Annotated in this window: 19 protein-coding genes; 10 read left to right on the top strand and 9 right to left on the bottom strand. The window is 68.5% G+C overall.

Features of this window, described 5'->3' with window-relative positions; all coding sequences use genetic code 11:
- Positions 1-170: 170 nt before the first annotated feature.
- On the bottom strand, positions 171-806 hold the full coding sequence (locus ACREYQ_RS05285; protein ID WP_432259720.1) for a TetR/AcrR family transcriptional regulator: 636 nt from the start codon (positions 804-806) through the stop codon (positions 171-173).
- Between the two features lie 297 nt (positions 807-1103).
- Between ACREYQ_RS05285 and rsxB the strand changes: the two genes are divergently transcribed.
- Both rsxB and nth read left to right on the top strand, forming a co-directional pair.
- Positions 1104-1925, top strand: a complete 822-nt coding sequence (gene rsxB / locus ACREYQ_RS05280; protein ID WP_432259719.1) for an electron transport complex subunit RsxB — start codon at positions 1104-1106, stop codon at positions 1923-1925.
- Entirely contained in the window at positions 1922-2566 is a 645-nt protein-coding gene (gene nth, locus ACREYQ_RS05275) for an endonuclease III (RefSeq protein ID WP_432259718.1), read from the top strand. The genes rsxB and nth overlap by 4 nt, the downstream gene beginning before the upstream one ends.
- A gap of 26 nt (positions 2567-2592) precedes the next feature.
- On the opposite strand, the gene ACREYQ_RS05270 is transcribed toward nth, so the two are convergent.
- On the bottom strand, positions 2593-3219 hold the full coding sequence (locus ACREYQ_RS05270) for a TetR/AcrR family transcriptional regulator (RefSeq protein WP_432259717.1): 627 nt from the start codon (positions 3217-3219) through the stop codon (positions 2593-2595).
- A gap of 88 nt (positions 3220-3307) precedes the next feature.
- Between ACREYQ_RS05270 and ACREYQ_RS05265 the strand changes: the two genes are divergently transcribed.
- From ACREYQ_RS05265 to ACREYQ_RS05255, 3 genes are read left to right on the top strand one after another with little or no spacing between them, the layout of a single operon-like run.
- Positions 3308-4882, top strand: coding sequence for a flavin-containing monooxygenase (locus ACREYQ_RS05265; RefSeq protein WP_432259716.1), 1575 nt, complete (start codon positions 3308-3310; stop codon positions 4880-4882).
- A complete protein-coding gene (locus ACREYQ_RS05260) occupies positions 4879-5862 on the top strand; it encodes an alpha/beta fold hydrolase (protein WP_432259715.1) in 984 nt (327 codons plus the stop codon). The genes ACREYQ_RS05265 and ACREYQ_RS05260 overlap by 4 nt, the downstream gene beginning before the upstream one ends.
- Positions 5863-5880: 18 nt before the next feature.
- Positions 5881-6606 (top strand): Coq4 family protein, encoded by a 726-nt coding sequence (locus ACREYQ_RS05255; RefSeq protein WP_432259714.1) that lies wholly within the window; start codon positions 5881-5883, stop codon positions 6604-6606.
- 66 nt (positions 6607-6672) lie between these two features.
- Here the strand turns inward: ACREYQ_RS05255 and ACREYQ_RS05250 are convergent, their stop codons facing one another.
- Complete coding sequence (locus ACREYQ_RS05250) at positions 6673-7260, bottom strand: malonic semialdehyde reductase (protein ID WP_432259713.1); 588 nt, start codon at positions 7258-7260, stop codon at positions 6673-6675.
- 88 nt (positions 7261-7348) lie between these two features.
- Complete coding sequence (locus tag ACREYQ_RS05245) at positions 7349-8317, bottom strand: DMT family transporter (RefSeq protein WP_432259712.1); 969 nt, start codon at positions 8315-8317, stop codon at positions 7349-7351.
- 61 nt (positions 8318-8378) lie between these two features.
- Between ACREYQ_RS05245 and ACREYQ_RS05240 the strand changes: the two genes are divergently transcribed.
- Positions 8379-8810, top strand: coding sequence for a DUF1841 family protein (locus tag ACREYQ_RS05240; protein ID WP_432259711.1), 432 nt, complete (start codon positions 8379-8381; stop codon positions 8808-8810).
- 126 nt (positions 8811-8936) lie between these two features.
- The gene (locus tag ACREYQ_RS05235) at positions 8937-10244 is read left to right on the top strand and encodes a phospholipase A (RefSeq protein WP_432259710.1); all 1308 of its coding nucleotides are present in this window, start codon (positions 8937-8939) and stop codon (positions 10242-10244) included.
- Between the two features lie 3 nt (positions 10245-10247).
- Here the strand turns inward: ACREYQ_RS05235 and ACREYQ_RS05230 are convergent, their stop codons facing one another.
- Positions 10248-10679 (bottom strand): thioredoxin family protein, encoded by a 432-nt coding sequence (locus ACREYQ_RS05230; RefSeq protein ID WP_432259709.1) that lies wholly within the window; start codon positions 10677-10679, stop codon positions 10248-10250.
- 107 nt (positions 10680-10786) lie between these two features.
- Positions 10787-11356 (bottom strand): nucleotide exchange factor GrpE, encoded by a 570-nt coding sequence (gene grpE / locus ACREYQ_RS05225; protein WP_432259708.1) that lies wholly within the window; start codon positions 11354-11356, stop codon positions 10787-10789.
- A 275-nt stretch (positions 11357-11631) separates the two neighbouring features.
- On the opposite strand from grpE, the gene ACREYQ_RS05220 reads away from it, so the two are divergent.
- The gene (locus tag ACREYQ_RS05220; RefSeq protein WP_432259707.1) at positions 11632-11796 is read left to right on the top strand and encodes a hypothetical protein; all 165 of its coding nucleotides are present in this window, start codon (positions 11632-11634) and stop codon (positions 11794-11796) included.
- Between the two features lie 64 nt (positions 11797-11860).
- Here ACREYQ_RS05220 and ACREYQ_RS05215 read toward each other — a convergent pair whose 3' ends face one another.
- The 3 genes from ACREYQ_RS05215 to hrcA form a co-directional block, all read right to left on the bottom strand.
- Positions 11861-12256, bottom strand: coding sequence for an RNA-binding S4 domain-containing protein (locus tag ACREYQ_RS05215; protein ID WP_432259706.1), 396 nt, complete (start codon positions 12254-12256; stop codon positions 11861-11863).
- Positions 12253-13368, bottom strand: a complete 1116-nt coding sequence (gene hemH, locus ACREYQ_RS05210; RefSeq protein WP_432259705.1) for a ferrochelatase — start codon at positions 13366-13368, stop codon at positions 12253-12255. The genes ACREYQ_RS05215 and hemH overlap by 4 nt, the downstream gene beginning before the upstream one ends.
- A gap of 106 nt (positions 13369-13474) precedes the next feature.
- A complete protein-coding gene (hrcA, locus tag ACREYQ_RS05205) occupies positions 13475-14509 on the bottom strand; it encodes a heat-inducible transcriptional repressor HrcA (protein ID WP_432259704.1) in 1035 nt (344 codons plus the stop codon).
- Between the two features lie 102 nt (positions 14510-14611).
- Between hrcA and ACREYQ_RS05200 the strand changes: the two genes are divergently transcribed.
- Positions 14612-15529: an NAD kinase gene (locus ACREYQ_RS05200; protein WP_432259703.1), complete on the top strand. Its 918-nt coding sequence runs from the start codon at positions 14612-14614 to the stop codon at positions 15527-15529.
- Between the two features lie 55 nt (positions 15530-15584).
- Positions 15585-17336, top strand: a complete 1752-nt coding sequence (gene recN / locus ACREYQ_RS05195; protein WP_432259702.1) for a DNA repair protein RecN — start codon at positions 15585-15587, stop codon at positions 17334-17336.
- The last annotated feature ends 45 nt before the right edge of the window (positions 17337-17381 follow it).

The following is a 17381-nucleotide window of genomic DNA, read 5'->3' as shown; positions in this document are numbered from 1 at the left end:
ATGCCGTTCAGTTGGCGACTGTCGTTCCCGCGCAGGCGGGAACCCAGTGACGTCATCCCGAAAGACGCTGGATTCCCGCCTGCGCGGGAATGACGGTAGGGCTTGAGACCTTAACTGGACGGCCTTGCCGCAACTGCGGGCGATTTTTCTTGCGGGCGCCTCCCGGCAACTCAGGACTTCTTCAGGTAGCTCAGCAGCATTTCCGTGTGCAGTTCGGCAAAGCGCTCGTGCTCCTGCTGCGAAGCCACGTCGCGCCCGATCACGGCACTGATGGTGTAGCGGTTGGACAGCACGTAGTAGCCCAGCGCCGAGATCGTCAGGTAGAACTGCGGCACGTCGATATTGTCGCGGAACACGCCCTGTTGCTGGCCGCGCCGGATCACATCGGCGAGCACGTCGACCACCGGGTTGATCAGTTGCTGCAGATGGGCGGACTTCTTCAGGTGCCGGGCCTCGTGCAGGTTCTCGCTGTTGACCAGGCGGATGAACTCGGGGTGCTCGTAGTACCAGTCCCAGACAAAGCGGGCCAGCGCGCGCACGCCGTTGACCGGGTCTTCGTCGATCAGGTGCAGCTGCTCCTCGTCGGCGCGGAAATTTGCGTACTGCTTCTCAAGCACCGCCAGGAAGAGGCCTTCCTTGCTGCCGTAGTAGTAATACAGCATGCGTTCATTGGTTTCCGCGCGCCGGGCAATCTGGTCGACGCGGGCGCCGGCCAGCCCCCCCTTGGCGAATTCCTCGGTGGCCGCTGCGAGGATGCGTCGGCGCGTCCCTTCCGGGTCGCGTTTGGTCTTGGGCTCAGTTGACATGGGGTGTGGTCGATCGTTGCGCGGATTATGGCACAGGCCGGAATGCGGCAATCCTGGCGTGCGACGCGCATCATCGCCGTTTCTGTCCGCCGGCGAAATCGGGGATAATCCTTGCGGCACGAAGGCCGCGAGGGTCCGCAGAGGCCCCGGTGCCGCAGGGCTCCCTGGCATATTGTCCGCCGCCGGGCGCGGCTGTTATGTCGCCAACCCCTCACAGCACCCCGCAAATATCATGCTTTGCCCGTCCCCGGTCCGGCTTTGGCCCCGGTTTTGTTCCCTGATTTCCTGTCCGTTGTCGTGAATCCCGCCGTCAAGTCCCTAGCCGACCGCATCGAGGCACTGCTGCCGCAGACCCAGTGCACCAAATGCGGTTTCAACGGCTGCCGCCCCTATGCCGAAGCCATGGCCAGCGGCGAAGCCGCCTGCAACCGCTGCCCGCCCGGCGGCGTGGAAGGGATCGCGCGCCTGGCCGCGGTGCTGGGCACCGAGCCGCTGCCGCTCGATCCGGAACGCGGCGCCGAGCAGCCACGCGCGGTGGCCCGCATCGACGAGAGCCTGTGCATCGGCTGCACGCTCTGCATCCAGGCTTGCCCGGTCGACGCCATCGCCGGCGCCGCCAAGCAGATGCATACCGTGATCCCGGCACTGTGCACCGGCTGCGACCTGTGCGTGGCGCCCTGCCCGGTCGACTGCATCGACATGATCCCGGTCACCGGCACGCGCACCGGCTGGGCCGCGTGGTCGCAGGCGCAGGCCGATGCCGCGCACGCGCGCTACCTGGCGCGCAATGCGCGGCTGGTGCGCGAGCGCGAGGAAAACGACGCGCGCCTGGCCGCCAAGGCCGCCGCCAAGCTGGCCGCGGTGCAGGCCGAAGCGCCGGAGAACGACGCCGAGCGCGCCGCGCAGGAACGCAAGCGCGCCATCATCCAGGCCGCGATCGAACGCGCCCGGCAAAAGCAGCAGGCCGCGCAGCCGCGCAATACAGAAAACGTGTCGGCCGCGGTGCAGGCCCAGATCGACGCCGCCGAAGCGCGGCGCGCGCGTGCAGGCCTGACTGCGCCGGAACCCGACCGGAAGGCCGGCCAGAATCCCGATACCGACCCAGCAGGGAAACCATGAACGCCGCCAAGTGCCGTGCCATCTTCGAAACGCTGCGCGAAGTCAATCCGGCCCCGGCCACCGAACTGGAATACAGCTCGCCGTTCGAGCTGCTGATCGCCGTGCTGCTGTCGGCGCAGGCCACCGACGTGGGCGTGAACAAGGCCACGCGCCGGCTGTTCCCGGTGGCGCATACCCCGCAGCAGATGCTGGACCTGGGCGAAGCCGGCCTGAGCGATTACATCAAGACCATCGGCCTGTACAAAACCAAGGCCAGGCATGTGATGGAGACCTGCCGCATCCTGGTCGAGCGCCACGGCGGCAAGGTGCCGCCTGACCGCGAAGCGCTGGAAGCGCTGCCGGGTGTGGGCCGCAAGACCGCCAACGTGGTGCTCAACACGGCGTTCGGCGAGCCCACCATCGCGGTCGACACGCATATCTTCCGGGTGTCGAACCGCACCGGGCTGGCGCCGGGCAAGACCGTGCAGATCGTCGAGCAGAAGCTGCTCAAGTGCGTGCCGCACGAATTCCTGCACGATGCCCACCACTGGCTGATCCTGCACGGCCGCTACGTGTGCAAGGCGCGCAAGCCGGAATGCTGGCATTGCGCGATCGAGCCGCTGTGCGAGTTCAGGGAAAAAACGCCGGCGCCGCAACTGTAACCCCGGGGGCGCAGCAGGCGGCGCCCTTAGTCCGGCTCGCGCGCCAGCACCAGCGCCAGCTGTAGCGCGGTGCGCGCGACCACCTCGACACCGGGGGTGTAGCCGTGGCGGATCCAGCGCACGGCGATATGGACCACCCCGCCCGCCACGCCCGCCGCCAGCAGCGGATCGAGCTGGCGCGCCGAAGGCAGCAGGGCTTGCGCCAGCAGCCCGCCGAATTCATCCAGCGAATCCGCCAGCGCCCCGTCGACGTGCTTGCTGACGCCGCGAATTTCCACCAGGAACACCCGCGCCGAACGCGGCTCGCGCTGCAGCGCCCCGAAATAGGCACGCAGCATGGCCAGCGCCCGCTGCTGGCCGTCGCCGCCGGCGCCCTCGCCCGCCAGCGCGAGCGTGTGCAGCAGCCGGTGGGTCACCGTTTGAAACGAAGCCAGCAGCAAGGCTTCGCTGTTGGCGAACGATTCATAGAAATACCGTTCGGTCAGGCCCGCGGCGTCGCACACCGCCTTGACGGTAGCGTTCTGGTAGCCGCGCTCGCCGTAGACCTGCACGGCCGCGGCAATCAGCTGCGCACGGCGTTGGGCACGCCGTTCCTCGGCTTCGGCGCCGCGGTAGCGGCGCGCGGGGGTGAGCTCGGTCGTCATGGGCGCCATTATGACATTCCCTATTGTCAGAATACTTGCCGGATGGCTTCTGACAATCTATGTTGTCAGAAGCGCCACCCGTCCGGATGCCCTCGCCATGACCGCCCCCAGTTCCGATGACGCAGTCCTTGATGTCCTGATCGTAGGCGCCGGCCTGTCCGGCATCGGCGCCGCGCGCCAGCTGCAAACGCGCTGCCCGGGCAAGCGCTACGCCATCCTGGAGGCCCGCGAGGCCATGGGCGGCACCTGGGACCTGTTCCGCTACCCGGGCATCCGCTCGGATTCGGACATGTACACGCTGGGCTACCGCTTCAAGCCCTGGCGCGGCGCCAAAGCCATCGCCGACGGGCCGTCGATTCGTGCCTACATCCGGGAAACGGCCGAGGAAGCCGGCATCACGTCACATATCCGCTTCGGGCATCGGGTCGTCAGCGCGGCGTGGGACAGCGCGCAAGCCTGCTGGACGGTCGAAGCCGAGCGCACCGCGGACCACAGCCGGCTGCGCCTGCGCTCGCGCTTTCTCTATGTGTGCGCGGGCTATTACAGCTATGCCGAAGCCCACCGGCCCAGGTTTGCAGGCGAGGAGCAGTTCCGCGGCCGCATGGTGCACCCGCAGTTCTGGGACGAATCGCTCGACTACGCCGGCAAGCGCGTGGTGGTGATCGGCAGCGGCGCCACGGCGGTCACGCTGGTGCCGGCCATGGCGAAGAGCGCGGCGCACGTGACAATGCTGCAGCGCTCGCCCACCTATATCGTGACGCGCCCCGGCGAAGACGCCATCGCCCACAAGCTGCGCCGCGTGCTGCCGGAGCGGCTGGCCTACGCTGCCACGCGCTGGAAAAACGTGCTGCAGGGCATGATGTTTTTCCAGCTCGCGCGGCGCCGGCCGGATCGCGTCAAACAGCGCCTGATCGGCATGGCGGCAGCGCAACTGGCGCCGGACTTTGACGTCGGCACCCACTTCACACCCCGCTACAAGCCGTGGGACCAGCGCCTGTGCCTGGTGCCCGACGGCGACCTGTTCGGCGCGATCCGCGACGAGCGCGCCGCGGTGGTGACCGATACCATCGAGCGCTTCACCGAAGACAGCATCGTGCTGGCCAGCGGCAAGGCGCTGGCCGCGGATATCGTGGTGGTGGCCACCGGCCTGAAGCTGAACATGCTGGGCGACATTGCGGTGACCGTGGACGGCCACCCGCGCCGCCCCGCCGAATGCCTGGCCTACAAGGGGATGATGCTGAGCAACGTGCCCAACCTGGTGCTGGCCTTCGGCTACACCAATGCCTCGTGGACGCTCAAGGCCGACCTCACCGCCGAGTACGTCTGCCGTCTGCTGCGCCATATGGACCGCCATGGGCACCGCATGGCCGCGCCGCACGCACCCGCTGGCGTGCAGCAGACCCCATTCCTGGATTTCACCTCCGGCTACGTGCAGCGTGCCGCCGGCGTGCTGCCGCGGCAAGGCGACCGCAAGCCCTGGCGCGTGCATCAGAACTACCTGAAAGACCTGCTGACGATCCGGCACGGGCGCATCGCGGACGGCGTGCTGCGCTTCGACGCCCCGCCGCCCGCTCCCCTTGCGCACCGGGTGCACGCGGCAGAGCGGGACAGCCAGGACACCACGACCGACGACACGGTGCCGGCCGTTGCAGCCGGCGAGGTGCAAACATGAACATCGTCCTGACTATCTTCGCCGTACTGATCGGGCTGTGTCTGGTACTGGGCGCGTTGCTCTACCTGTTCACGTGGCGTACTGCCCGGCGCATCGAAGCGGCCATGCCGCCGCCCGGCCGCTTTATCGACGTCCCCGGCGCGCGCCTGCACGTGGTGGAGCGCGGCCAGGGCCCGGCGGTACTGCTGGTACACGGCCTGTCAGGCCAGCTCGAGAATTTTGGCTACGGCATGATCGGGCCGCTGGCCGAGAATTTCCGCGTGATCGCCGTCGACCGCCCCGGCGCGGGCCACTCCACGCGCACGCCCGGCAGCGCCGCCGACCTGCCGGCGCAGGCCGATGCCCTCGCCGCGCTGTGCGACAAGCTTGGCCTGGAGCAACCGCTGGTGGTGGGCCATTCGTTGGGTGGCGCGATTGCGCTGGCGCTGGCCATCCGCCATCCCGGGCGCGTGGGCGGGCTGGCACTGATCGCCCCGCTTACGCACCCGCCCAAGGCGATCTCGCCGGTGTTCAAGGCCATGACCGTGCCGAGTGCATGGCAGCGCCGGCTGATGGCATGGACGCTGGTGGTGCCGATGTCGATCCGGCACCGCGCGGAAGTCATGGATATCGTGTTCGGCCCGGACCCGGTGCCGGACGACTTCCCGACCCGCGGCGGCGGCCTGCTGGCACTGCGGCCGCGCCACTTCCTGGCCGCGTCTGAAGACCTGCTCGGCGCCGCGCAGAGCCTGCCGGCCATGCTGGGCCACTACGGCACGCTGCGCGTGCCGGTCAGCGTGCTCTACGGCCGGGAAGACCGCATCCTGGACTTTGCCGAGCATGGCGAAGCGCTCGTCGCCAAGGTGCCGGGAGCCACGCTGACATTGGTCAGCGGCGGGCATATGCTGCCGGTGACCGCCATCGATACCAGCGTCGAATTCGTGCGCAAGGCCGCCGCGCGGCAGCAAATGTCCGCGCCCGCGCAGGCGCAGTTCGCTTGACCCAAGGAGCCTCCGACCATGGCCACCTCGACCGCCTCCAACCCCTACAAGCAGGATGTCTTCACCGCGCTCAAGGCCGTTCGCAAGCTGATGGCCAATGGCAATGACACGGAGCAGGTGTTCCGCATCATGCGCGCGCTCAACGGGCCGTCCATGCCCCGCAACTTCAGCCGCCTGCTGAGCACGACCGACGGGCGGCGCATGGTCTACCAGCGCATCGAACTGGCCGAGCGCCTGTCCGATCCGGCATACGTCGCCAGGTTCGCACCGGGCACCGTTGGCGCGGCCTATCGCGCGTTCCTGGAACAGACCGGCTACAGCGCCGACGGGCTGGCCAAGGTCTCGAACCTGGACCAGGAACCGGTGGTCGAGGACGCCTACATGTGGTTCGGCCGGCGTACGCGCGACATCCACGACATCTGGCATGTGCTCACCGGCTACCGGGCCGACGAAAGCCTGGGCGAGGCCGCGCTGGTGGCGTTCAGCTATGCGCAGACCGGCGGCAAGGGCTGGGCCTTCATCGCCATCGCGGCGTCGCTGAAGAGCCTGCGCGTGAGCGGCAGCCTGGCCTTTGCGCGGGCCGTGCTGGAAGGCTATCGGCTGGGCCGCCGGGCGCAGTGGCTGTTGGGCGAGGATTACGAGAAGCTGCTGCACGAACCGATCGACGCGGCTCGCGCGCGGCTTGGCATTGCCGAGCCGCGCCGCTACCTGGCCTGCAACCCCATGCAGGAATGGACGGCTTGACACCACCGCCTGCCAACAAAAAAGCGACCACCGGGGGTCGCTTTTTCTGTTTGATGCGCAGCGTGCTCAGACGATGCGGCAGGCTTCGTCGAACGACAGGCGCGGGCCGCGCGGGAACAGCTTGTCGGCCACGCCATAGCCCAGGTTGCACAGGAAGTTGACCTTCCACTTGCCGTCCGGGAAGAAGGCCGCGTTGACCTTGTCGGCGTCGAAGCCGCCCATCGGGCCGCAGTCCAGGCCCAGCGCGCGCGCCGCCAGGATGAAGTAGCCGCCTTGCAGCGAGCTGTTCATGAGCGCGTCACGGGCGATCTTCTCGTCGTTGCCGGCGTACCAGGAGCGGGCATCGGCGTGCGGGAACAGCTTGGGCAGCTGGTCGTGGAAGGCGGTGTCGAAGGCGATGATGGCGGTCACCGGCGCCGAGCGGGTCTTGTCGACGTTGCCGGCCGACACGCAGTCCACCAGGCGCGCCTTCTCGGCGGCGCTCTTGACGAACACGATGCGCGCCGGGCTGCTATTGGCGGCGGTCGGGCCGAATTTCATCGCTTCATAGATCTGGTGCAGCACGGCGTCGTCCACATGGCGGTCCTGCCACACGTTGTGCGTGCGGGCTTCGGAGAACAGCTGCGCCAGCGCGGCGTTGTCGATCTGGGACATGCGCTTCTTTCCTGTACGAGATTTGAGAGAAGCCGCGATTGTACCCAACGGTTTGCGCGGCCCGCGACAGCGCCTTTGAGCAAGCTGTTCAATTCCCTTGCACATCGGCGCGCGCCGGCGCCGGCGCGCTGCCACGGCGGGTCAGCCACAGCACGCCGGCCAGGATCAGCCCGCCGCCGACGGCCTGCGCCGCGCCGATATGCTCGCCCAGCAGCAGCGCGGCCAGCAGCACGGTGACCACCGGCTCCAGCGTCGACAGCATCGACGCCTGCGCCGCGCCCAGCCGCTGCAGGCCGGCGAAGAAGGTCAGGATCGCCAGCACCGTCGACAGCAGCGCGATGCCCGCCAGCGCCAGCCAGCCGCCGGCGTTGGCCGGGAACTGCGGCGGCGTGCCCGCGCCCAACCGCAGCAGGCCGGCGGCGCCGTAGACCAGCGCCGCCGCGGTGCAGATCACCGTGGTGGTCGCGATCGGGTTGACGCCAGCGGTCACGCGCGCGCCGATGATGATGTAGACCGAATAGATCACCGCCGCCGCCAGCCCCAGCGCGATCCCCAGCGGCGAGCCCTCGCCGCCGCCGACGGTCAGCCCCGCGCCCGCCGAGCACAGCACCAGCGCGACCACCGCGGCGGTGGTCAGCCGCTCCTTGAGGAAAACCGCCGCCAGGATCGTCACGAACAGCGGATAGAGGTACAGCAGCAGCGCCACCAGGCTGGCTTGCGCATGGTTGAGTGCGCTGAAGAAGCAGAACGACTGGCCGACATAGCCGATGCCCCCCATCGCCGCCAGCGCCAGCACGCGGCGCCATGGCGGCAGGGCGATGCCGCGCGTGCGCATCACCCACGCCAGCGCCACGGCGGCCAGCGCGAAGCGCACCAGCAGCATCCCGTACACATCCGCGCCGGCCGCGTAGGCAAAGCGCGCGAAGATCGCCATGGCGCCAAAGGCGCTGGCCGAGAGCGCGATCAGCAGCACGCCGGCCAGCTTGTCGCGGGCGTGGGCCGTGGCGGTGGAAGGGGAAGCGGTCATCGGGCGGGCGGGAAGTCGGCGATCCCGCATTCTACTTGGCGGGCAGGCGCGGCCAGCGTGGGGAGCGGGCCTCGTTTACAATGTCGCCACCATGTTCAATCCCTCACGAGAAGAAGTCCGCCGGTTCTTCTGCGATGCCTGGCAGAAGCAGATCACAGGCGGCGTACTGACCCCGCTGGAAGCCATCGCCGTCGACTGGATCGGCGAGCACCCCGAGTACCACGACCTGCTGCGCGACGCCGAAGGTGCGCTGGCGCAGGACTACACCCCCGAGCAAGGCCAGACCAACCCCTTCCTGCACCTGTCGATGCACCTGTCGATTTCCGAGCAGGTCTCGGTCGACCAGCCGCGCGGCATCCGCCAGGCCTATGAGGCACTGGCGCGCCGGCTGGACTCGCCGCACGAAGCGCAGCACCAGGTAATGGAATGCCTCGGTGAAATGCTGTGGCAGGCACAGCGCACCGGCCGGCCGCCCGACGGCGACCACTACGTCGACTGCGTCAGGCGCCGCGCCAGCCGCTGAGTCCGGTTCGCGTCAGGCGCAGCGTACAATTCGTCACAACCCTCCGGCGGGTGCGTGGTAGGCTTTGCGGGTCCGTATTTTCCCTAGCCGCGTTGCCGTCACATGGCGGCGCGGTGCGCGCAAGCCATGTCCCGTACTGCCCTTCCCCGCCGGCGCCGCCTGGCGCCCGCCGGCCGTGCCCTTGCTCCGCTGTGCCTGTCGCTGATGCTGGCCTGGCCCCTGGCCGGTCACGCCGGCGTGGCGCTGCTGCAGCCGCCGCGCGTGATCGACGGCAACCAACCGCTGACGCTGACCCTGATCGTCAGCGCCGACGACACCACGCGCCGCTACCGCATCCCCGACACGCTGGAAGTGACCGCCTCGGGGGACCTGCAGGCGCCGGTGCGGCTGGTGCTGTGGCGCGAGGTCCCGGGCCCGGCCGTGGTCAACCTGCGCCGCGGCGAGCATCGCGCCATCCACTACACCGCGGCCCTGCCGCCGGCCCTGCGCGGCCAGGTGCGGCTGGATGCCACCGGCATCGACGCCGCGCCGGTCCTGGTCACCCTGAACCGGCTGCCGCAACCGGACAAGTCCGCCACGCCCGCCGCACCCCTTGCCGCCGCCCCCGCTGCGGCCGCCAGCCAGGCGAAGGTTGCTGCCGGGACTGCCGAGGCCGCGCCCGTGCCGGTAACCCCCGTCACCACGGCCGGCGCCGCTGCCCCCGCACCGGCCGACCTGCGCGACAGCGCCCGGCTCTCGTTCCACGACCCGATGTACTTCATCGTCGGCGCGCATGACGGCGCCAATGCCAAGTTCCAGCTCAGCTTCAAGTACCGCATCTTCGAGGGCGAGGTCCCGGCCTCGAAGAGCCTGTTCGACAACCTGTACTTCGGCTACACGCAGTTCTCGCTGTGGGACTGGAACAAGGAGTCCAAGCCGTTCCGCGACACCAACTACCGGCCCAGCCTGTTCTACTACCTGTCGGATACGGGCGTGCGCAACAACGCCATCAGCCGGCTGTCGCTGGCGACCGGCCTGGAGCATGAGTCCAATGGCCGCGCCGGCGACGATTCGCGCAGCATCAATACGGTCTTCGTCAAGCCGACCTTCTACTTCGGCGACCAGAACGACTGGCACTGGCGCGTTGCGCCCAAGCTCTACGCCTATGTGGAAAAGGGCGAAAACCCCGACATCGCCCATTATCGGGGCTTCATGGACCTGGGCATCGCCTACGGGCGCCCGGACTCATGGGCGTTTTCGGCCACGCTGCGCAAGGGCACGCGCAAGTGGTACGGCAGCGTTGACGCGCAGCTCACCTACCCGATGGCGCGGCTGATCCCGGGCACCGCCGGCTACCTGATGGCGGGCTATTTCGTCGGCTATGGCGAGAGCCTGCTCGACTACAACCGCAAGCTGCCCTGGCAGTTCCGCATCGGCTACGCGCTATCGCGCTGAGGTCTAGCCCGCCAGCGGCTTGCCGCAGGCCTTGAGCCGCGCATTGGCCACCGCCGCGGCAAACTGGCCGTGGCCATGCCAGCCGGTGGCGCGGCCCAGCCTCTTGCCGTTCCGCAAGAACATGAACACGGGAATGCCGTGCAGGCCGAAGCGCCGCCCCAGTTCGGGGTGTGCATAAACGTTGGCGTGCAGCCAGTGCAGCTCCAGCGCCCGCACCGGTTCTGGACTGGCCAGCATGGCCTGCTTGGCCATCTCGCAGTTGAAGCAGTCCACGCCCCAGAAGAACACGCACACCAGCGCATCGCCGGCCTCGGCGATGGCGGCGTCGATGGTGGTGTCATCGACCTCGCGCATGGCGAACGCGTCGAAAGCGCGGTGGTCGGGATGGGCGTCCCGGGACGGCTCGGGCGCGCCGGCCGGCGGTTCGGTGCTCATGGTTAGCTCCAAAAGGACAAAACGCCCGGGCCAGCAGGCACCGGGCGTCAGGTCAGGAGCCGGGAGCGGCACGCCGCCGCATCCCGGCCGCTTGCCCAGGTGCCGATTTACTTCGGTGCCGCCACCGTCACCAGCGCCGGCCGCAGCACGCGTTCGGCAATGGTGTAGCCGCGCTGGAGCACGGACACCACGGTGTTGGCCTCCTGTTCCGCCGGCACCATCGAGATGGCCTGGTGGCGGTGCGGATCGAATTTCTCGCCCACCGGGTTCAGTTCAACGATCTTGCCGCGCTCGAAGGCCGTGGCCAGCTGGCGCGCGGTCAGTTCCACGCCTTCGCGCAGCTTGGCGATATCGCCCGAGCCGTCGGCCAGCGCGGCCTGCAGGCTGTCCATGACCGGCAGCAGGTTGTCGGCAAAGTTCTCGATAGCGAATTTGTGCGCCTTGGCGACATCTTCCTGCGCCCGGCGGCGGATGTTCTCGCCTTCGGCAACCGCGCGCATGTACAGGTCATAGTGCTCGCGCGCCTTGGCTTCCAGGGCGGCCAGCTGGGCCGCCGCGTCGTCCACGACAGCGGCTTCCGGCGCGCCGGCCTCCTGGCTGGCGTTGGCGGCGGTGGCCGCCTCGTCGCCCGCGGGCGTCGGCGTCTGGGTGGATGGCGTCTGCTTCTGTTCTTCCATGTCGATCCGTATCAATACATTGTCGCGGCCCGCCGATGGCGCGGCTGCGGGTGGTAAATCGGCGTGTGTCCGGCTCAGGTGGTGGCACGGCGCCAGTTTTCAAGTGTGGCGCCGGCGAGACGCGGAAATACACCGTTACAAAGCGTGGCCAAATGCAATCGAGGCCTTATTGCTTTGCTGCATTGCACTCACTAAGATTCTTAGTAAGAAAAATGACAAAAATACCGGGAGCCTTGGAGATGGTTCATTTCTGTGCCTCTTCCGAAAGGTTGGCCATGCACAAGCTGCCAGTCGTGACGCTCTGCCTCGTGGCCGCATTGGCGGTCATGACCGTCTTTATCTGCCTTTCCGGCGCATTCACCCCGCGCGATACGGAGTATGGCAGCGGCAAGGCGGTGTTCAAGCACTACATCGTCCCCTTCGTCATCCAGCAGGAATAGGTCGCTGGCATCCAATACCGCTGCGCGGCGGCGCCGGAGTCATCCGGGCCGCCGCGTTGTCGTTTCAGCCCTTCAGGTGATCGATCCGGCGCCGGTCGCGCTTGGTCGGGCGCCCCTGGATCTGGGCCGATGGCTCGGGCTCCAGGCGCCGGCGCTCGGCATCGGCCAGCCGGCGGGACTGGCTTTCGGCACTTTCCTCATACAGCGTCTGCGCCACCGGCGCCGGGCCGCGCGCCGGGGCAATGCCCTTGACCACCAGTTCCCAGCGCTGCTGGTGCGCTTCCAGCACGACCTTGTCGCCGGGCTTCACCTCGCGCGAGTTCTTGCACGGCTGGCCGTTGACGCTCACCTTGCTGCGCTCCACCGCTTCGGCGGCCAGCGAGCGCGTCTTGAAGAAGCGCGCGCACCAAAGCCATTTGTCGATGCGCTGGCGCGCACCCGGCTCGAAATCCACGTTCATGCCGCCGCCCCCCGGGTCTGCGCGCGCGTGCGCCGCGCTTCCAGTTCATGCGGATGCGGCGTGGCCAGCGGCCAGCCCTGCAGGTGCTGCAGCGCGATCTCCGCCATCGCCGCGACCCACGGCGCGGCATCGTTCATGCACGGAATGAAGTGGAAGTCCTTGCCGCCCGCGACCTTGAATTCAGTCTGCCCTTCCATGGCGATCTCTTCCAGCGTCTCGATGCAATCAGCCGGGAAGCCCGGGCAGAACACGTCCACCCGCCCCGCGCCGACCTTGCCCAACTCAGCCAGCGTTGGCGCGGTATAGGGCTGCAGCCATTCCGCCTTGCCGAAACGAGACTGGAACGTCACTTGATATTGCCCGGGCTGCAGCCCAAGCGCCTCGCCCAGCAGGCGGCCGGTCTTCAGGCACTCGCAGTGGTAGGGGTCGCCCAGCTCCAGCGTGCGCCGCGGCACGCCGTGGAACGACAGGATCAGCTTGTCGCCGCGGGCAAAGTCCGGCATGCCGTGCTGCGTCCAGTAGGCGCCGACCTGCTGGTGCAGCGCCGAGATATAGGCCGGGTGGTCATGGAAATGCTTGACCAGCCGCAGTTCGGGCTGGTTGCGCCACTGGCCCAGCACGCGGAACACCTCGTCGAAGGCCGTGGCCGTGGTGGTGCCCGAGTACTGCGGATACATCGGCAGCACCAGCACCTGCTCGCAGCCCTGGTGGCGCAGCGCCTCCAGCACCGAGGCGATCGAAGGGTTGCCGTAGCGCATCGCGCACGCCACCGTCACTTCGTGGCCGTGCTGGTGCATCAGGCGCTGCAGCGCATGGGCCTGGCGCTCGCTGTAGACCAGCAGCGGCGAACCCGTCATATGGGCCTCGCGCAGCCAGATCGATTCGTATTTCAGCGCCGAGGCGCGCGAGCGCAGCGGCAGGATCACCCCGTACAGCAGCGGCAGCCAGGCCGCGCGCGGGATCTCGACCACGCGCGGGTCGGACAGGAATTCCTTCAGGTAGCGCCCCACCGCCTTGGGTGTGGGGGCGTCCGGGGTGCCCAGGTTGACCAGCAGGATCGCCGTGCGCGGCGCCTGGCCGTGCTGGTAGGCCGGTTCGGGAGAAAACGTCATGTCGCTTCCGTATTGGCACGGTGCCCGGATGGCACCGGTGCGGCGCAACGGCGATTGCCGCGCTCGCCAGGAATGGAGCCGCTTGTCAGACCAGCCAGTCTTTCCACTAGTTCTGGCTCAGGGCGCTGGACAGCAGCCGCGCGGTGATGTCGACGATAGGAATCACGCGCTCATAGGCCATGCGCGTGGGGCCGATCACGCCAAGCGTGCCGACGATCTGCCCGTCAACCTCGTACGGGGCGGTGATGACCGCCATGTCTTCGATCGGCACCAGCCGGCTCTCGCCGCCGATAAAGATCTGCACGCCCTGCGCATGGCTGGACACGTCCAGCAGCTGCAGCAGGCTGGTCTTGTGCTCGAACACGTCGAAGAGGCGCCGCAGCTTGTCCATGCTGGAGGCCAGGTCGTCAACTTCCAGCAGCTTGCGCTCGCCGCTGATATAGACGTGGTCGTCGTCCTCGTCCGCGACGGTGCTGCCGGCCTCGACCGCGGCCTGCATCAGTTGCGACATGTCGCGGCGCAAGTCCTGCAGCTCGACCCGCAGGTGGCCGCGCACTGTGTCGAAGCTCATGCCGGCATAGTGCGAGTTGAAGAAGTTGGCCGCCTCGATCAGCTGAGCCGGCGTGTACGGCAGTTCGGTCTGGATGATGCGGTTTTGCACGTCGCCCTCGGGGCTGACGATGATCAGCAGGATGCGCTTGTCCGACAGCCGCATGAATTCGATCTGCCGGAATGCCTGCGCGCGGCGCGGTGTCATCACCACCCCGGCAAAGTGCGACAGGTTGGACAGCGTGCGCGCGGCCGCCGTGATCATGCGCTGCGGCCCCAGTTGCTGGCCGCCCAGCTGGTCCTGGATCTGGCCGGTCAGCTCGGCCAGGTCGGCGTTGCGCTCGAGCGGCTTGGCCGTCAGCATCGAATCGACGAACAGCCGGTAGCCGCGCGGCGTCGGGATCCGGCCGGCGGAGGTGTGCGGACTGGAAATGAAACCCATTTCCTCCAGATCGGACATCACATTGCGGATCGTCGCCGGCGACAGGTCCAGCCCCGAGTACTTCGACAGGGTGCGGGAGCCGACCGGCTGGCCTTCGGCGATGTAGCGCTCGATCAGGGTCTTGAGCAGCGTTTTGGAACGTTCATCCATGATGCCCCGATTTTACGCAAGTTTTGGACCTTCTGGCGCCCGGCCCGGGTGACCTGCCGGCCCCTGCTGACAACCGTCACGGCGGTATGGTCTAATCCCCGCATGTCCGCCCCCCCTAAAGCCAGCGCCGTGCGCACTCCATTCAAGACCGTCGCCCTGGTGGGCCGGTACTCCACTGCCGGCATCGAAGGGCCGCTGGAGGAGATCGCCTCCTATATCCTGCGCAACGGCCAGGATGTCGTGTTCGAGCGCGAGACCGCGCTGGCCACCGGGCTGACCGGCTACCCTGCCCTGTCCGCCGAGGAAATCGGCCGGCAGGCCGACGTGGCCGTGGTGCTGGGCGGCGACGGCACGCTGCTGGGCATCGCCCGTCAGCTCGCCGGCCACAACGTGCCATTGATCGGCGTCAACCACGGGCGGCTGGGCTTCATGACCGATATTGCGCTCGACGACGCGCATACGGTGCTGCCCGACATGCTCGACGGCCGCTACGAGGCCGAGACCCGCCTGCTGCTGGAATCGCGCGTGGTGCGCGACGACATGGACATTTTTTCAGCGCTGGCCCTGAACGACGTGGTGGTGAACCGCTCGGGCATCTCCGGCATGGTCGAGCTGGCGGTGTCGGTGGACGGCAACTTCATGTACAACCAGAGGTCCGACGGCCTGATCGTGTCGACCGCCACCGGCTCGACCGCCTATGCCCTGTCCGCCGGCGGCCCGATCCTGCATCCGACGCTGTCGGGCGTGGTGCTGGTGCCGATCGCCCCGCACGCGCTGTCGAACCGGCCGATCGTGCTGCCGCACGATGCCGAGGTCACCATCGAAGTGGCCAGCGCGCGCGATGCCAGCGTCAACTTCGACATGCAGTCGCTGACCTCGCTGCTGCCGGGCGACCGCATCGTAGTGCGGCGCTCGGGCAAGACCATCAACTTGCTGCACCCGGTCGGCTACAACTACTACGCCACGCTGCGCAAGAAGTTGCACTGGCACGAGTTTCCGTCCGAAGACAACCGCCTCTGAGCCGCCCCTCAAGCCTCAGCCCGAACCCATCGGACCGACTACCTTCCACGCCACGATGCTGCGCAGCCTGTCCATCCGTGATTTCGTCATCGTCGATACGCTCGACCTGGACTTCGCCTCCGGCTTTACCGTCTTCACCGGCGAGACCGGCGCCGGCAAGTCGATCCTGATCGATGCCCTGGCACTGGTGCTGGGCGAGCGCGCCGACGCCGGCGTGGTGCGCGAAGGCGCGCCGCGCGCCAGTGTCAGCGCCACCTTCTCGACCCACCCCGCGCTGGACGCCTGGCTGGCCGAGCGTGAACTGAACAGCGACGAAGACGGCGGCGTGCCGACCGTGCTGCTGCGCCGGACGGTCGATGCCGGCGGCCGCAGCAAGGCCTTTATCAACGGCGCCGCCGCCACGCTGGCACAACTGCGCGAAGTCGGCGACCAGCTGGTCGACATCCACGGCCAGCACGCGCACCAGCTGCTGCTGCGTCCCGATGCGCAGCGGCTCCTGTTCGACGCCCACGCCGGCCTGACGCAACAGGCCGGCGCCGTGGCCGAGGCCTGGCGCGCGTGGCGCGCCTGCGTGCGCCAGCGCGAGGCGGTGGAACACCAGTCGCGCGAAATGCAGCTCGAGCGCGAGCGTCTCGAATGGCAGGTCGGCGAACTGGACAAGCTCAACCCGCAGCCGGGCGAGTGGGAAGAGATCCAGTCCGAGTACAACCGGCTGTCGCACGCGGCCGGCCTGATCGACGGCAGCCGTGCCGCGCTCGAGGCGCTGTCCGAAGCCGACGGCTCGGTGCTGTCGGCGCTGAATACCATCGTCCACAAGCTGCAGCAACTGGCCGATGTCGATCCCGCGCTGCGCGATGTGCTGGCCGCGCTCGAGCCCGCCCAGGTCCAGGCCGAGGAAGCCGCGCACTCGCTCACGCGCTATGTCGACCGGCTCGAGCTCGACCCCGAGCGGCTGCAGGCCGTGGAAGAACGCATGCAGGCGCTGCACGCCACCGCGCGCAAGTACCGCCTGCCGCCCGAGCAGCTGCCCGACGAACTGATCGCGCGCCGCCAGCAGCTCGACGACCTGCAGGCCGCGCAGGACCTGAACAAGGTGATGGCGCGCGAGGCCGCGGCCAAGGCCGCCTACCTGACGCTGGCGCAGCATCTCAGCCACGCCCGCAATACCGCCGCGCAAGCGCTGTCCGCCGCGGTCACCGACGCCATGCAGGGCTTGTCGATGGCCGGCGGCAGCTTTGTCGCCGCGCTCAACCCGCTCGACGAAGGCCAGAGCTACGGGCTCGAGCAGGTCGAGTTCCTGGTGGCCGGCCACGCCGGGGTGAGCGCGCGGCCGCTGGCCCGGGTGGCCTCCGGCGGGGAACTGGCGCGCATCAGCCTGGCGATCTCGGTGATCACCAGCGAAGCCTCGCCCACGCCCACGCTGATCTTCGACGAGGTCGATACCGGCATCGGCGGCGCGGTGGCCGAGGTGGTCGGCCGGCGCCTGCAGGAGCTGGGCCGCGCGCGCCAGGTGCTGTGCGTGACCCACCTGCCGCAAGTGGCGGCACAGGCGGGCACGCACCTGCTGGTCAGCAAGGAAACCACCGCCGCGGGCGACGGCTCGGTGACGCGCTCGCGCATCCGGGTGCTGGACCCCGCCGGCCGCGTGGTCGAGACCGCGCGCATGCTGGGCGGCGCCACCGTCACCGCCACCACGCTGCAACATGCGCAAGAGATGCTCTCGCAGGGCATGGCCGACAACCCGGGCAGCCAGCCCGCGCGCGCTGGCAAGGACGCCAGGCGCAGCCGCCGCGCCGCCGCCGGCTGACGGGTCCGTCGCATCGTTTGCCCCCCTATACACTGACAGGAGCCT

It is taken from the genome of Cupriavidus sp. TMH.W2 (assembly GCF_050847365.1).
Classification (GTDB): domain Bacteria; phylum Pseudomonadota; class Gammaproteobacteria; order Burkholderiales; family Burkholderiaceae; genus Cupriavidus.
Note: the sequence above shows the minus strand (reverse complement) of the source record. Positions and strands in the feature narration are given on the sequence as shown.

Bases quoted from the DNA above. Each gene is read 5' to 3' on its own strand.
- ACREYQ_RS05285 (WP_432259720.1), bottom strand. From the start codon at position 806: ATGTCAACTGAGCCCAAGACCAAACGCGACCCGGAAGGGACGCGCCGA.
- nth (WP_432259718.1), top strand. From the start codon at position 1,922: ATGAACGCCGCCAAGTGCCGTGCCATCTTCGAAACGCTGCGCGAAGTC.
- ACREYQ_RS05270 (WP_432259717.1), bottom strand. From the start codon at position 3,219: ATGGCGCCCATGACGACCGAGCTCACCCCCGCGCGCCGCTACCGCGGC.
- ACREYQ_RS05265 (WP_432259716.1), top strand. From the start codon at position 3,308: ATGACCGCCCCCAGTTCCGATGACGCAGTCCTTGATGTCCTGATCGTA.
- ACREYQ_RS05260 (WP_432259715.1), top strand. From the start codon at position 4,879: ATGAACATCGTCCTGACTATCTTCGCCGTACTGATCGGGCTGTGTCTG.
- ACREYQ_RS05255 (WP_432259714.1), top strand. From the start codon at position 5,881: ATGGCCACCTCGACCGCCTCCAACCCCTACAAGCAGGATGTCTTCACC.
- ACREYQ_RS05250 (WP_432259713.1), bottom strand. From the start codon at position 7,260: ATGTCCCAGATCGACAACGCCGCGCTGGCGCAGCTGTTCTCCGAAGCC.
- ACREYQ_RS05245 (WP_432259712.1), bottom strand. From the start codon at position 8,317: ATGCGGGATCGCCGACTTCCCGCCCGCCCGATGACCGCTTCCCCTTCC.
- ACREYQ_RS05240 (WP_432259711.1), top strand. From the start codon at position 8,379: ATGTTCAATCCCTCACGAGAAGAAGTCCGCCGGTTCTTCTGCGATGCC.
- ACREYQ_RS05235 (WP_432259710.1), top strand. From the start codon at position 8,937: ATGTCCCGTACTGCCCTTCCCCGCCGGCGCCGCCTGGCGCCCGCCGGC.
- ACREYQ_RS05230 (WP_432259709.1), bottom strand. From the start codon at position 10,679: ATGAGCACCGAACCGCCGGCCGGCGCGCCCGAGCCGTCCCGGGACGCC.
- grpE (WP_432259708.1), bottom strand. From the start codon at position 11,356: ATGGAAGAACAGAAGCAGACGCCATCCACCCAGACGCCGACGCCCGCG.
- ACREYQ_RS05220 (WP_432259707.1), top strand. From the start codon at position 11,632: ATGCACAAGCTGCCAGTCGTGACGCTCTGCCTCGTGGCCGCATTGGCG.
- ACREYQ_RS05215 (WP_432259706.1), bottom strand. From the start codon at position 12,256: ATGAACGTGGATTTCGAGCCGGGTGCGCGCCAGCGCATCGACAAATGG.
- hemH (WP_432259705.1), bottom strand. From the start codon at position 13,368: ATGACGTTTTCTCCCGAACCGGCCTACCAGCACGGCCAGGCGCCGCGC.
- hrcA (WP_432259704.1), bottom strand. From the start codon at position 14,509: ATGGATGAACGTTCCAAAACGCTGCTCAAGACCCTGATCGAGCGCTAC.
- ACREYQ_RS05200 (WP_432259703.1), top strand. From the start codon at position 14,612: ATGTCCGCCCCCCCTAAAGCCAGCGCCGTGCGCACTCCATTCAAGACC.
- recN (WP_432259702.1), top strand. From the start codon at position 15,585: ATGCTGCGCAGCCTGTCCATCCGTGATTTCGTCATCGTCGATACGCTC.